The following is a 13,293-nucleotide window of genomic DNA, read 5'->3' on the forward strand; positions in this document are numbered from 1 at the left end:
GCTGTGCCGGCGAGGGAGAGAATATGCACCGCGTCGCACTTTATGCGGGGTCGTTCGACCCGCTGACCAACGGGCATGTCGATATCATCGAACGCGCCGGAGCTTTGTGCGACGCGCTTATCGTGGCGATCGGCACTCATCCCGGCAAGGCTCCAATGTTCAGCACTACCGAGCGAGCCTCCCTTCTTGAGGCGGTGTTCAAGGATCTTACCGGGGCTCCCGCGTGCAAGCTTTCGGTGCGCATGTTTTCCGGTCTCGCGGTCGATGCCGCGCGCGCCGCCGGGGCGAGCCTGCTGCTGCGCGGCCTTCGCGATGGCACCGACCTTGATGACGAGATGCGCATGGCGGCGATGAACGCCGTGATGGCGCCGGAAATCAAAACGGTGTTTTTGGCCGCTTCGCCGCCGGTTCGTCACATTAGCGCGACATTGGTGCGGCAGATCGCCGGGCTCGGCGGCGACGTGTCGGCCTTCGTACCCGCCGCGGTCGCGCAAGCGCTCGTCAACCGGAGAGCGGCGGGATGATCTCGTTTCTCAATTTTTACCTATGCAAAGGATCGAACCGAATGACGTTTTACCCGAGAATGATTGGCGCGAGCTTGGCTTTAAGCTTGGTGTTCGGCTGCGCCGCGTTTGAAAGCGCGGTGACCGCCGCACAGGCGGAAGACGCGCAAAAGCAAGACCCGCAAAAACAAGACCTCAAGAACACGATTTATCTGGATACCAAGGATGGCCGGATCACGATCCTGCTGCGGCCTGATCTCGCGCCCAAGCATGTGGCCCAAATCGAAACCCTGACCAAGAAAGGCTTCTATAACGGCCTCGTCTTCCACCGGGTGATCGACGGATTCATGGCGCAAACCGGCGATCCCACCGGCACCGGTACTGGCAAATCGGATCTGCCGGATATTCCGGCTGAATTTTCCGGCGAGTCCTTCAAGCGCGGCACCGTCGGCATGGCCCGCTCGCAAGATCCGGATTCGGCCAATTCGCAATTCTTCATCTGCTTCGCCGACGCTTCCTTCCTCAACCACAAATACACAGTCGTCGGCCAAGTGATCAGTGGCATGGATGTCTTGGACAAAATCAAGAAGGGCTCGAAGGAAGACAACGGCGCCGTAACCGCTCCAGATAAGATCATCAAGATGCAGATTGCGGGTGCGGCCAAGAAATAGCCAAATCACGAGCTTTGCCGGAAAGAGTCCACGATTTTCGTGTGTCAGTTTACAATTCAAATCAGTCAGTAACAAAATGTGAAACACTCCGATCCCCGCCATGGCGGCGGGGTTCACGGGCTTCTATTTGGAATCACATCGGTTTCTCGCTAAAGCACTTTTTGTCGCGGCCGAGTGGACACTTTGTCATGGCCCAGATGGGGGATGCGTAGGCGCTGCGGTAACGGCATAGTCATCCCACGGTCAGGATGACAATCGAATAGCAACTTCATTGAGATGCGAACCGGTTGCCGCGTTCCTGATCACCGCAACCGCGGTGATGTTGGGGTGCTGGTAAATAGGTCCAAAATTTTATTGATTTGACCAATCGATAGGAACCCATTCCCGCGCGTCAGCCAGCAGACGCGTGGGAATTTTATTTTCAACTTGGGAACAATGCCTCTCAGGCTCCCGCCAATCCGCGGTGCCACTCTGTGTGAGCCTGGCTTGTAAGCGTCAGCATCGCCACTTCAGAGCCCTCTCCAAATTCCCTACTGGCGCAATGCCCATATTCATGGCCTTCCAGCCGGTTGCCAGTCGAAAACCCTTCACGCGGTTTACCTTGGGCCGCGCATCGGCTATGGCAGGGCCTGAAAAATTCAACCGGGAGACCAGAATGACCGAGGCGGGGAACACGCTCACATTGGAGACTACGCAAGGACCGGTCGTCATCGCATTGCGGCCAGATCTCGCGCCCGCCCATATCGCGCATATCAAAAAACTGACCGAAGAAAAATTCTACGACGGCGTCGTCTTTCATCGCGTCATTGAGGGATTCATGGCGCAGACCGGCTGTCCGCATGGAACAGGCACGGGCGGCTCGAAGTATCCCAATCTCAAGGCCGAGTTTAGTAGCGAACCGCATGTTCGGGGCACCTGCTCGATGGCCCGCGCCCAGGACCCGAATTCCGCCAATTCGCAATTCTTTATTTGTTTCGGCGACGCGCGCTTTCTCGACAAGCAATATACCGTGTGGGGAAAGGTCACATCGGGCATGGAAAATGTCGATAAGATCAAGCGCGGCGAACCCGTCCGCGATCCCGACAAGATCATTTCCGCGACGGTCAGCTGAAGCGGCATTCCGGCACGTGCCGCCCGGGGGCGGCGCGGGCGGTTTCCCGGTGAGGGCGAAGGCGCTGACCGAAGATCGCGCGATCGCCGGAACACGGCCAAAAAGCATTCCTCATGCGCGTCGATCTCTTCGATTTCGATCTGCCGCCCGAACGTATTGCATTACGCCCAGCCGAACCGCGCGATGCGGCACGGCTCCTCATCGTCCGGCCGGGTCGCGCAGCCCGGTTCGAGGATCGCGCAATCCTCGACCTGCCGCAACAATTCCAGCCTGGCGACGTCTTCGTTGTAAATGATACGCGAGTCATTCCGGCGCGGTTGCGCGGGTCTCGGGTCCGTGGCCTCGCTTCGGCCCAGATTGAAGCGACCTTGATCGAGCGTGAAGACGAGGCTTCCTGGCGGGCCTTCGCGCGGCCTGGCAAGAAGCTCAAAGACGGCGAAATCATTCGCTTCACCGCCAGCAATAGCGCCGAACATCTCGACGCCGAAGTCGTTTCAAAAGGCGGCGACGGTGAAATTGTGCTGAAATTCGCGCTCCTGGGCGAAGCGCTCGACAGCGCCATCGAACGGATCGGGCAAATGCCCCTGCCCCCTTATATTTCGAGCCGCCGCAGGGCCGACCAAAGGGACGAGCACGACTATCAGACTTTGTTCGCGGAAAAATCCGGCGCCGTCGCGGCGCCGACCGCCAGCCTCCATTTCACGCCACGGCTTCTTGCCGCGCTTGAAGCCCGGGGCGTCACCCTTCAAAAAGTGACACTTCATGTGGGCGCGGGCACTTTCCTGCCCGTCAAGACGGGCGATACGAGCGGCCACACCATGCATTCCGAATGGGGCGAGGTTACACAGGCGACGGCCAATGTCTTGAACCACGCGCGCGCCGGCGGCGGACGCATCGTCGCTGTGGGAACGACGTGTCTCAGAATACTCGAAACGGCGGCGGCGAACGGGAGGATCGAGTCATTTTCTGGCAAAACATCGATCTTCATCACACCGGGGTATAAGTTCAGGGCGGCCGATGTGCTGTTGACCAATTTCCACCTGCCACGCTCGACATTGTTCATGCTTGCCGCCGCCTTTTCAGGTTTGCCTACCATGCGAGCCGCCTACGCCCACGCGATCGCGGAACACTATAGGTTCTATAGTTATGGCGATGCCTGCCTGCTGTTCCCAGCCGGTGCGGAGGAAACCGTATGACGGAGGCTTTCCGCTTTGAGATTACTGGCGTTAACGGAGACGCGCGCACCGGCGCCATCTCAACGCCCAGGGGAACGATCCGCACACCAGCTTTCATGCCAGTCGGCACGGCGGCCACCGTCAAGGCGATGCATCCTGAGCGGGTCAGAGAAATCGGCGCCGATGTCGTTCTCGCCAACACCTATCATCTCATGCTGCGGCCCGGCGCGGAGCGAATCGCGGCGCTCGGCGGCCTGCATGAATTCATGAACTGGCCGTGGCCGATCCTGACCGACTCGGGCGGCTTTCAGGTCATGTCGCTCGCCAAGCTCCGCAAGCTTGACGACGATGGGGTCACATTTCAGTCCCACATCGACGGCGCCAATCATCGGCTAACCCCGGAACGGGCAATGCAGATTCAAGATTTGCTCGGCTCCGACATCGAGATGCAGTTCGACGAATGCGTCAAACTTCCCTGCCCCGAAACGGAGGCGCGCCGGGCCATGCTCTTGTCGCTGAAATGGGCAGAGCGCTCGAAGACGGCGTTTGTTGAAAAGCCCGGCCGAGCGCTGTTCGGGATTGTTCAGGGCGGCGACGTGGAATCCCTACGGGTGGACAGCGCCAAGGCGCTCGCGGACATGCGGTTTGACGGCTACGCACTGGGCGGCCTTGCCGTCGGGGAACCGCAAGCCATCATGCTCGCGATGATCACCTGCGTGCTGCCTTGGCTGCCCGAGGCAAAACCCCGCTATCTCATGGGCGTCGGCACACCCGACGATCTCATCGAAGCCGTGCGGCGCGGCATCGACATGTTCGATTGCGTCCTGCCGACCCGCGCTGGACGCCATGGCCTTGCCTACACACGGGCGGGACGCCTCAATCTGCGCAACGCCCGTCATGCGGACGATGCCTCCCCCGTCGATTCTTTGTCGTCCAGCGCGGCGGCGCGGACCTATTCCCGCGCCTATCTGCATCACCTCGTCAAGGCGGGCGAGATTCTCGCCATGATGCTGCTGACCGAAATCAATCTCGCCTATTATCAGGATCTGATGGCGGACATGCGCCGCGCCATTGCGGCTGGATGTTTTGGCGAGTTTTGCGACATGACGAAAATGGCCTGGCAGAGCGGCGAGACGAGCATCAAAAGCTAGTCCCGCGGCCGCCAGTCAGCGCGCTTTCGGATCTCACATCAGAGGCCGGCGCAGATCGAGGGTCAGCGGGAAATCCGCCGAACGCTCCTCGGGAGGCACGTCGAACGAGCCCGGCGTGTGACCATGGTCTTGGAACCGCGCCAGGCGGCGGGCCTCCGCCTCGAAACTGTTCACCGGAAACGTGTCGTAGTGGCGGCCGCCCGGATGGGCGACGTGGAACACGCAGCCGCCGAGAGAGCGGCCGTTCCAGCCATCGACGATGTCAAAAGTCAAGGGCGCATGGACCGGTATCGTTGGATGTAAGCCATTAGGGGGTTGCCACGCTTTGAAGCGAACCCCGGCGACGGCCTCACCGGCCGTTCCGGTCGTGGTCAAGGGCACGCGGCGCCCGTTGCAGGCGACGAAGTGGCGGCCCTGCACCAGCCCGTTCGCCTTTATCTGCAACCGTTCGACCGAGGAATCGACATAACGAACGGTCCCGCCCGTAGCACTCTGTTCACCCATCACATTCCAAGGCTCGAGCGCATGCCGCACTTCAAGCTTGACGCCGCCATGCTCCACCGCGCCAAAAAAAGGAAACCGGAACTCGAACTGCGCTTCAAACCAGGCGGGGTCGAACGCATAGCCCGCCCGCCCGAGATCGGCGAGAATGCCGAGAAAATCCTCCCAAACGAAATGCGGCAGCATGAAACGATCATGCAGGGACGTCCCCCAGCGTACCAGCCCGCCTTGCTGGGGCTCTTGCCAAAACCACGAGACAAGCGCCCGCAGGAGCAATTGCTGCGCGAGACTCATCCGCGCGTCGGGTGGCATTTCGAAGGCCCGGAATTCGACGAGGCCAAGCCGCCCCGTCGGACCGTCCGGCGAATACAATTTGTCGATGCAGATTTCCGCGCGATGGGTGTTGCCGGTGACATCGACCAAGAGGTTGCGATAGAGGCGGTCGACAAGCCACAAGGGCGCTGATTCACCGGCGCGTGGCGTGCTGGCCAGCGCGATTTCGAGCTCATAGAGTTGATCGTGCCTTGCCTCATCGACGCGCGGCGCTTGGCTTGTCGGCCCAATGAAGAGCCCCGAGAAAAGATAGGACAGCGAGGGATGCCGCTGCCAATAGAGCACCAGGCTCTTGAGCAAGTCGGGGCGCCGCAGCACGGGTGAATCGGCGGGGGTGCCGCCTCCCAGCACGACATGATTGCCACCGCCCGTTCCCGTATGGCGTCCGTCCGTCATAAATTTATCGGCGCCAAGCCGGACCTGACGGGCGTCCTCGTAAAGGCCCCTTGTCGTCTCGACCAGCGTCCTCCAGCTTGCGGCCGGATGCACATTGACCTCTATGACGCCGGGATCGGGCGTGACCTTGATGACGTCGATGCGCGGATCGAAAGGCGGCGGATAGCCTTCGATATGCACCGGCAGGCCAGAGGCTTCAGCGGTTGCCTCGACCGCTCCAAGGAGTTCGAGGTAATCCTCCAGCGCTTTGACCGGCGGCATGAAGACGCAAAGAACGCCATCGCGCGGCTCGACCGAAAGCGCCGTGCGCACCGCACCTTCGATTGCCTCCTGCTCGACACGCTCCTGCCTCGCGCCCGCCTGTCCACTGGCTACCGTCGATGCCTGTTCGAAATATTGCATGATTTCGTGGTGATCCGGGAGGGCTCCGCGCTCTTCAATCGAGTCCTGATCGACGATGAACGGATAGTCCGACGGCGCTACCTTAGGCAATGACGGCAGCGGCAGCCGGTAGCCGACAGCCGAATCGCCCGGAAAGAGAAAAAGATTGCCGCGCCGCAACGCCCATTTTTCGCTTTGCCACCGCGGCCGCTTCATGGGAGTCCCTGGATCTGCTTGCGCGTTCCAGCGCTGAACCGGCATGACATAGCCAGCGGGCTTCGTCAGCCCCCGCGAAAACGTGCGGATCATGCGGCTGCGCTCTTCCGGATCCTCGAGTTTCGGGTCGAGCGGATCGGTATTATCCGGCAGGCTGGCTTCCTTGACGAGCCATGCGGCGGGATCTTCATAGGCCGGCAAGATATAATCAGGGTCGATTCCGAGCCTTTCGGCAATGCCGGTGGCGAGCGTTTCGGCTTGCTCCCGCTGATCCTGGCCGACGGATATTTTATCCCGCGCCAATGTTTCCGAGTCACTCTGATCCCCTGGAACGAGTTTCGCGATGAGGCCAGGATTGTTCCAAATCGGTTTGCCGTCCTTCCTCCAATAGAGCGCGAAGCCCCAGCGCGGCAGGCTTTCGCCGGGATACCATTTGCCTTGGCCATAATGCAGCATGCCGCCCGGTGCGAAGCGCGCCTGCAAGCGGCGGATCAATTTGTCGGCCAGCACGCGTTTGGCTGGTCCAACGGCGGCGGTGTTCCACTCCGCCGATTCAAAATCATCGATCGAAACAAACGTCGGCTCACCGCCCATCGTCAAGCGAACATCATTTTTGATGAGATCGGCATCGACCTTTTCGCCGAGCGCGTCGAGCTTCGTCCAGGCTGCCTCCGAAAATGGCAGGGTGATCCGGGGTGCTTCACCAACGCGGGTGACCCGCATATCGAAATGGAAATCGACGTTGGCCGGCTCGACCATCCCGGTGATCGGCGCTGCCGAGCGGAAATGCGGGGTCGCGGAAAGCGGGATATGCCCTTCGCCGCAAAACATCCCCGATGTCGCATCCATGCCGATCCAGCCGGCGCCGGGGATATAGACTTCCGCCCAGGCATGAAGATCGGTGAAATCGACCTGCGTGCCTTTTGGTCCGTCGACCGGCTCGATATCGGCCCGCAATTGAATGAGATAGCCCGAGACGAAGCGTGCGGCGAGGCCGACATTGCGCAAAATCTGAACAAGCGTCCAGGCCGAATCGCGGCACGAGCCGGACGCAAGCTCGAAAGTCTCCTCCGGGCTCTGCACCCCCGGCTCCATCCGGATCACATAGCGGATTGCCTTTTGCAGCGCCGTGTTCAGATCCACAAGAAACGTAACAATATGGATGGGATCTTTGGGCAGGCCCGCAAGATAGGCCGCAAGGCGCGGACCGGGTGCTTCCGTTTCGATATAGGGAGCAAGCTGCGCCTTCAACTCGGGTTCGTAAGCGAACGGAAATTGCTCGGCGTAGGGCTCGATGAAAAAATCGAACGGATTGACCACCGCAAGTTCGGCGGTGAGATCGACCTCGACTTTGAACTCGGTCACTTTTTCCGGAAACACGAACCGCGCCTGCCAATTGCCGTGCGGGTCCTGCTGCCAATTCACGAAATGCTCGGGAGGAGTGACCTTCAGTGAATAAGCGAGGACTTTGGTGCGGCAATGCGGGGCGGGCCGCAGCCGGATGGTCTGCGGCTCCAAAACGACGGGCCGGTCGTATTTATAGTGTGTGACGTGATGGATGGCGGCGGAGATGGTCACGCTTGATCAATCCATGGCTCTGGGAACGCGGCGTCCTCTGACGGCACGCGGTGATAGGAAGCAAGATGCGCGCTGATCCGGCTCCGCCGTTTGGCGGCACGCCAATCCTCAGCCGGACATGACGCACCGCAACAGTTTAAAGCAATTTTTACGCCAAGACTAGGCATCCCCTCCTCTGTGTCTTGGTTTAAATTTCCGCATCGGAGTGGAGCAGATAGGCGCCGCCGACGGTCGGAACGGAAGCGTCCGTGACGCAGCGTCAGTTCTTGAGAGGGCGGCTCAACTCCGTGCGCCAGTCCGCCGGATCCGGCGTCGATTGTGGACCAACTGAGTAGAGCTCCCACAAGTTGGCGGCCTGTTCGTGTCCGTTGGCTTTCATCCACGTCTCAAACTCACCCCATGCGGTTGGAAGGCCTTCGTAGGGACCGCTGTACACGGTGCGCGCCACCTTCGCTGCTGGCAGTTCGCCCGGCTTAACGCGTCCGGTCGCTTTAACCGGCGCCGAGACTTTCACGCCCAATTCAAAATCGAAAATGTCCGGGCTCATCGTGAGATGATGCGCGAAGATCGCGCCAATCGGCTCCACGCCCTGTGCGGCGAGGGCCGCCATCAGTTCCCCCACGGCAGGGCCGAACACCTTCATCATGTCGCTGCGCGGCACAGTCAGATGAATAGTGGCCGCCGCCTGAGCCATGGTCTGGATGATCTGGGGTGTATCGAGCATCGTTGTGACTCCGTTGTTGGATATGAAAGTGATTTGCAGCGTCAGCCCAGGGCCTCCAGCCGGACGTAGCTCGCTTCCATGCCGTGCTCCATGCCAGTCGCGAGCATTGCAGCTCGCGTCGCGGCGTCGGGCAGCGTCATCCGCACTGTCATCAACGTGCCCGAGCCGTCTTTCTCAAATGTGGTCACGACGTGATTGTCCGGCGTCGGGTCCGGCAAGTGCATGCGCTCGATATGAATGATGCGGCTGAATGGGACGAGTTCCACGAACTCGCCGGTGATGAAGAAGTGCCTGCCATCGGCGTTCGACCACTCGTAACGGAATTTGCCGCCCGGCCGCAGATCGTTGACGCAAACAGGCATCGACCAGCCATCCGGCCCCAGCATCCATTTCTGGATCAGCTGCGGCTCGGTATGGGCGCGAAAGACGGCCTCTGGCGAGGCCGCGAAGCGACGGGTGACGACGATATGCCGGTCGCCTTCGGCTTTCAGTGTCAGTTTGCTCATCTTCGTGGCTTTCGCTTCTTGGGTTTCATCCCAGCCAACACATCGTCGAGCCGTTCGTAATTCTCGGTTAAAGCCTGACGCAGCACATTGAGCCACTGGTCGACCTCGGAGATGGCCAAGGGTGCCAGCCGGCATGGCCGCTTCGTGCCTTCGACCCGGCGGACAATCAGCCCCGCTCCTTCGAGCACCTTGAGATGCCGGGAAATGGCGGGCTGCGTGATCTCGAACGGCTCCGCCAGCTCCAGCACTGTCGCCTCACCTAAGGCGAGGCGGGCGAGGATAGCCCTGCGGGTCGGATCGGCCATCGCCGAAAAGGCAGCGTCGAGCTTCGACATTTTGCGTCCTTCATTATATAACTAGTTTATTATATAACGAGTCGGCCTATGTCAAGCCTTGCCGCGATCAGCGGCTTCGCATCGCCCAATGGCTGCAAAACCGCGATTGGCACAGCCGAAGCCGCCCTCAGCTAACCGCCGGGGATGGGCAGCACAGGCATGATCTCCACTGACTCGCCAGGGAAGATCGTGAAATGCGGATGATTTTCAAAAAGCTTGGCGGCGGCTTCGTGAGAATCGGCGCGCACAACCATATAGGCACCCATCTCATTGCTCGCGTCTTCGACGCCGCGTTGGGTGACCTTTTTGGTTTTGCCAAGCGGCCCACCCATGGCGACAATCGCGGCCTGATGTTTTTCAGCCCACGCTTTCCAAGCAGCTATGCCTTCCTGCGCCTTTGTTCCCCGTTCAGCTTCCGGCATTGCGTTCCAAGCCAATGCCCTTGGGTTGCTTTTGCTGCCGAGAAAGACAGCCAAATACGTGTTGTTTGCGCTCATGACGTTCACTTTCTCACCGTTCCGGCCCTATTGGGATGATTGATGTCACCCAAGGGCTCGACAGACTCGATAAACGTTGATATCAACATAATCTCATTATGTCGAACGCTATTCCCCTCGATGTTGTTCATGAGGTTCGCCAAGCCTGCCTGTGCTTGGCCACCCAACGAGCCGCCAGAACGCTGGCGCGCCGTTTTGATCGCGCGTTTCAGCATCTTGGGCTTACGAACGGTCAGTTCTCATTGATGATGCCGCTGAATGTTCCAGAACCGGTGAAGCTGGGACAACTCGCTACGTTCCTTGCCATGGACCGGACCACGCTGACGGCGGCACTAAAATCACTGGAACGTCGAGGGCTTGTCAAAGTCCGTGTGGACAAGAACGACAATCGCGCGCGCCGCCTTTCATTGACCAAGGCAGGAATTGAAACGCTTGCAGCCGCCATTCCTATTTGGCGCGCTGAACATGCGGTCTTGGAGGCAGAGTTATCGGACTCAAACGCGGCCAAGCTGCGCGCGCTGCTGCCGACAATTAAGGGCGTGAGAAGAGGAGTTGGCGATGCCTGATAGGCCGATGAACATCATGAAGTCTCGGTGACTATATATCTCAAACGCCCATCAACTTCCCACCCCCCAAAAAAGCGGGGGTTGAGAGACGCCCGCTCACGATCGCTTAGTTTCGAGCTATCTGAGGCGAACGCACGCTCGGTGAGCGCTCACCTGAAACAGCGCAGCGTACCATCGGGCATACGAGTGGCTGTATGGCCGGTCGTTCTCAGGCACCAGGCTTGATTTTGACCGCCCCAGACACAACGACCCCACCCATTTCGGTGGCGGTTTGGACCGCAGCCGCCTAGCGCGAACGCAGGCGTAACCGACGATATGGCAGTGGAAAGAATCACAACTCCGAGCAGCGCAGCGGGAAGTTTTTTCATAACGACCTCCATTTTACAGACCATTGCGACGAATGGCGATTTTCATATAGCATCAGCAAATTCGCGAGGATATGTCACGCGGCGCGCTCGCGACATTGACATCGCCATGCATGCCCCGGTGCGCCCTACCCAAGGACCGAATTCCACCGATGCGGTCTTGTGCAGGAGTCAAGAGTTTATGGGGGAGGCGAGCGGGAAGAGATTTTCAAAAATCACAATGTCAAAGCTTAAACCTATCGCAGAATCGCGCTTGCCCAAAATCGCCAAGCCTTACCTATCGCCGCCGTACATAGGTGTATTTGGACAGACCGCTCATTGTACCAAAACGTTTCACGTGAAACGTTTTTGTCCGATTGGACCCTAAAACCGGACAAAACTGATGGCTGAAACATCAGTTGCCGGGTTTCAGAACGTTTCCTTGAACGGCCGCAGATCGAGTTCGTGAGTCCAGGCGCTTCGCGGTTGCTTATGCAACGCGAGAAAAGTGTCGGCGATCGCGCCGGGATCGATCATCCCATCCTCCCCCTTGGCGTGCACGAAACCGGGAAATTTTTCGCGCGCATAGGCGCCGTCGATGACGCCGTCAATGACCACATGCGCAATGTGGATGCCGTGAGGGCCGAATTCCCGCGCAAGTCCTTGTGCCACGGCGCGCAAAGCTGCTTTGGCTGAGGCAAAGCCGGTGAAGGGCGGCCGGGCGCGCAAGGAAGCCGTTGCCCCGGTAAAAAGGATCGTGCCCCTGCCCCTCGGCAGCATCCGGCGCACCGCCTCCCGCCCGACCAGAAAGCCGCCGAGTGCATTTTGCCGCCAAAGCGTTTCGAAATCCGCGGCATCGAGATCGAGCAAAGGTGCCGCGGCATTGTTGCCTACATTGTACACGACAAGGTCCAAGTCGCCACGCTCAGCAGCCTTGTCAAACAGAGCAATGACCTCTTTTTCGCGCGTCGCGTCGGTGACTTTTGGTTCGGCCCGGCCGCCAGCTTCTTTGATCGCCGCCGAGAGGGACTTCAGACGCGCCGCGGTGCGTCCCGCGACGATGACGCGAAAGCCGTCCCGCGCGAAACGCTGCGCGAGACTGGCCCCAAGACCTTCTTCCGCACCAACGCCGACAACCACTGAACTGCCTGCCGGCACGGGCATCCCCCCGACTTGACGCCACCCAATGGCAGCCTGTCACAGGGCGCGTGGCGGCCGCCAATGCCGGACTCCCGCAGACAGATCAGAGAGTGTCAAGCCCTGCCAAAAACAAGGATGAAATTATTGGCAGGCAGATCGAGCTGTTGTTTAAGCGTGATTCCATATTTATTGGCGGCTTTCTCCAGATCCCGCACATCCTTCAATCCCCATTCGGGAACATTCGCGGCGAGGATTTCCTTGTCGAAGGTCTCGTTCGACAAGGTCGTATATTTTGAATCCACCTTGAAGGGGCCATAGATGGCCAGAAAGCCGCTTGGTTTCAACACCCGGGCCGCGACTTGCGCGATGCCGTCGGTGATCGAGACCGGCGCCACCTGAAACAAGTTGATCACGAAAATGACATCGTAGAGCTTCGCGCCCGGATCCGGCCAGGTCTCTGGAGCAGTGAGGTCGATCTTGATCGGGTCCGCGACATTGGTATTGCCCTGCTCTTGGCGGAAATTCTTGATCGTCTGGAACACGTCGGTGTCATAATCGGACGGTTGAAACTGATGCTGCTGAAAGTGGGGCGCGAAATAATTGATATGCGCGCCGCTGCCGCTTGCAAGCTCGGGATTTGGGTGTACCCCGCTCTTAAATTCAATTAGTCCATAGAAATTGTCAAGATAAATCCGCCAAAAGCTTGACGAGAAGTTTAGTTTATTAATAGACTTCTCAAATGCGTTCGGCCCCCGCCATCACCCCTTGCGGAGAGCAACAATGAGCAAAGTGTTTCTTTACGCTGAGATCCAAGTCTCAATTCCATTTTCGAAAATCGACTGGCAGACGATCAATGGCACGATGAAAAAAGAAAAGGGATTGAAGAGCAAAACCTGGCTGAGCGGTATCAACACCAACTCGATCGGTGGGTTCTACGAGTTCGATTCCCTCGAAAACGCGCAAGCGTATGCAACAGGTTATCTTGCGGCAGCCGCGCAGCGGCTTGGGGGAAGTCTGACCGTGCGCCTTTTTGATGGGGACGTGGTCGGGGAGGCAAGCCGCGGCATAGGCTCGCCTTTCTATGAGAGAGAACCCGCGCTCGCCTGAGGCCGGGAATGAAGGTTGCGATGCCCGAACGCAACCTTCATCAGGACTCATCGAAGAG

General features: G+C 59.3%; 14 protein-coding genes. 7 read left to right on the forward strand and 7 right to left on the reverse strand.

Annotated elements, in window-relative coordinates; all coding sequences use genetic code 11:
* Window positions 1-23: 23 nt before the first annotated feature.
* From coaD to tgt, 5 genes are all read left to right on the forward strand, one after another.
* A complete protein-coding gene (gene coaD / locus QEV83_RS04470; RefSeq protein WP_280130048.1) occupies window positions 24-524 on the forward strand; it encodes a pantetheine-phosphate adenylyltransferase in 501 nt (166 codons plus the stop codon).
* Window positions 525-565: 41 nt separating this feature from the next.
* Window positions 566-1,174: a peptidylprolyl isomerase gene (locus tag QEV83_RS04475; RefSeq protein WP_280130049.1), complete on the forward strand. Its 609-nt coding sequence runs from the start codon at window positions 566-568 to the stop codon at window positions 1,172-1,174.
* Window positions 1,175-1,829: 655 nt separating this feature from the next.
* Complete coding sequence (locus tag QEV83_RS04480; protein ID WP_280130050.1) at window positions 1,830-2,285, forward strand: peptidylprolyl isomerase; 456 nt, start codon at window positions 1,830-1,832, stop codon at window positions 2,283-2,285.
* A gap of 113 nt (window positions 2,286-2,398) precedes the next feature.
* Complete coding sequence (gene queA, locus QEV83_RS04485; RefSeq protein ID WP_280130051.1) at window positions 2,399-3,481, forward strand: tRNA preQ1(34) S-adenosylmethionine ribosyltransferase-isomerase QueA; 1,083 nt, start codon at window positions 2,399-2,401, stop codon at window positions 3,479-3,481.
* A complete protein-coding gene (tgt, locus tag QEV83_RS04490; protein ID WP_280130052.1) occupies window positions 3,478-4,611 on the forward strand; it encodes a tRNA guanosine(34) transglycosylase Tgt in 1,134 nt (377 codons plus the stop codon). Before queA ends, tgt begins: the two co-directional genes overlap by 4 nt.
* Before the next feature lie 33 nt (window positions 4,612-4,644).
* Here tgt and QEV83_RS04495 read toward each other — a convergent pair whose 3' ends face one another.
* The 5 genes from QEV83_RS04495 to QEV83_RS04515 form a co-directional block, all read right to left on the reverse strand.
* Window positions 4,645-8,016, reverse strand: coding sequence for a transglutaminase family protein (locus QEV83_RS04495; protein ID WP_280130053.1), 3,372 nt, complete (start codon window positions 8,014-8,016; stop codon window positions 4,645-4,647).
* Window positions 8,017-8,275: 259 nt separating this feature from the next.
* Window positions 8,276-8,740: a GyrI-like domain-containing protein gene (locus QEV83_RS04500; protein ID WP_280130054.1), complete on the reverse strand. Its 465-nt coding sequence runs from the start codon at window positions 8,738-8,740 to the stop codon at window positions 8,276-8,278.
* A 41-nt stretch (window positions 8,741-8,781) separates the two neighbouring features.
* A complete protein-coding gene (locus QEV83_RS04505; protein ID WP_280130055.1) occupies window positions 8,782-9,246 on the reverse strand; it encodes an SRPBCC domain-containing protein in 465 nt (154 codons plus the stop codon).
* Window positions 9,243-9,581 carry a metalloregulator ArsR/SmtB family transcription factor gene (locus QEV83_RS04510; protein ID WP_280130056.1) on the reverse strand — a complete coding sequence of 113 codons (339 nt, stop codon included), beginning with the start codon at window positions 9,579-9,581 and terminating at the stop codon, window positions 9,243-9,245. The genes QEV83_RS04505 and QEV83_RS04510 overlap by 4 nt, the downstream gene beginning before the upstream one ends.
* A 131-nt stretch (window positions 9,582-9,712) precedes the next feature.
* Window positions 9,713-10,078, reverse strand: coding sequence for a hypothetical protein (locus tag QEV83_RS04515; protein ID WP_280130057.1), 366 nt, complete (start codon window positions 10,076-10,078; stop codon window positions 9,713-9,715).
* 98 nt (window positions 10,079-10,176) lie between these two features.
* Between QEV83_RS04515 and QEV83_RS04520 the strand changes: the two genes are divergently transcribed.
* On the forward strand, window positions 10,177-10,644 hold the full coding sequence (locus QEV83_RS04520; RefSeq protein WP_280130058.1) for a MarR family transcriptional regulator: 468 nt from the start codon (window positions 10,177-10,179) through the stop codon (window positions 10,642-10,644).
* Window positions 10,645-11,417: 773 nt separating this feature from the next.
* Here the strand turns inward: QEV83_RS04520 and QEV83_RS04525 are convergent.
* Both QEV83_RS04525 and QEV83_RS04530 read right to left on the reverse strand, forming a co-directional pair.
* Window positions 11,418-12,152: an SDR family NAD(P)-dependent oxidoreductase gene (locus QEV83_RS04525; RefSeq protein ID WP_280130059.1), complete on the reverse strand. Its 735-nt coding sequence runs from the start codon at window positions 12,150-12,152 to the stop codon at window positions 11,418-11,420.
* An 89-nt stretch (window positions 12,153-12,241) separates the two neighbouring features.
* Window positions 12,242-12,856 carry a DUF938 domain-containing protein gene (locus QEV83_RS04530; protein WP_348273270.1) on the reverse strand — a complete coding sequence of 205 codons (615 nt, stop codon included), beginning with the start codon at window positions 12,854-12,856 and terminating at the stop codon, window positions 12,242-12,244.
* Window positions 12,857-12,908: 52 nt separating this feature from the next.
* Here QEV83_RS04530 and QEV83_RS04535 point away from each other — a divergent pair, with 52 nt between their 5' ends.
* Window positions 12,909-13,235, forward strand: coding sequence for a YdhR family protein (locus QEV83_RS04535; RefSeq protein ID WP_280130060.1), 327 nt, complete (start codon window positions 12,909-12,911; stop codon window positions 13,233-13,235).
* Window positions 13,236-13,293: the final 58 nt, after the last annotated feature.

The organism is Methylocapsa sp. D3K7, from assembly GCF_029855125.1.
In the GTDB taxonomy this organism is placed as follows: Bacteria; Pseudomonadota; Alphaproteobacteria; order Rhizobiales; family Beijerinckiaceae; genus Methylocapsa.

Coding starts and splice junctions, on each gene's coding strand:
- coaD (WP_280130048.1), top strand. CDS start 24: ATGCACCGCGTCGCACTTTATGCGGGGTCGTTCGACCCGCTGACCAAC.
- QEV83_RS04475 (WP_280130049.1), top strand. CDS start 566: ATGACGTTTTACCCGAGAATGATTGGCGCGAGCTTGGCTTTAAGCTTG.
- QEV83_RS04480 (WP_280130050.1), top strand. CDS start 1,830: ATGACCGAGGCGGGGAACACGCTCACATTGGAGACTACGCAAGGACCG.
- queA (WP_280130051.1), top strand. CDS start 2,399: ATGCGCGTCGATCTCTTCGATTTCGATCTGCCGCCCGAACGTATTGCA.
- tgt (WP_280130052.1), top strand. CDS start 3,478: ATGACGGAGGCTTTCCGCTTTGAGATTACTGGCGTTAACGGAGACGCG.
- QEV83_RS04500 (WP_280130054.1), bottom strand. CDS start 8,740: ATGCTCGATACACCCCAGATCATCCAGACCATGGCTCAGGCGGCGGCC.
- QEV83_RS04505 (WP_280130055.1), bottom strand. CDS start 9,246: ATGAGCAAACTGACACTGAAAGCCGAAGGCGACCGGCATATCGTCGTC.
- QEV83_RS04510 (WP_280130056.1), bottom strand. CDS start 9,581: ATGTCGAAGCTCGACGCTGCCTTTTCGGCGATGGCCGATCCGACCCGC.
- QEV83_RS04515 (WP_280130057.1), bottom strand. CDS start 10,078: ATGAGCGCAAACAACACGTATTTGGCTGTCTTTCTCGGCAGCAAAAGC.
- QEV83_RS04520 (WP_280130058.1), top strand. CDS start 10,177: ATGTCGAACGCTATTCCCCTCGATGTTGTTCATGAGGTTCGCCAAGCC.
- QEV83_RS04525 (WP_280130059.1), bottom strand. CDS start 12,152: ATGCCCGTGCCGGCAGGCAGTTCAGTGGTTGTCGGCGTTGGTGCGGAA.
- QEV83_RS04535 (WP_280130060.1), top strand. CDS start 12,909: ATGAGCAAAGTGTTTCTTTACGCTGAGATCCAAGTCTCAATTCCATTT.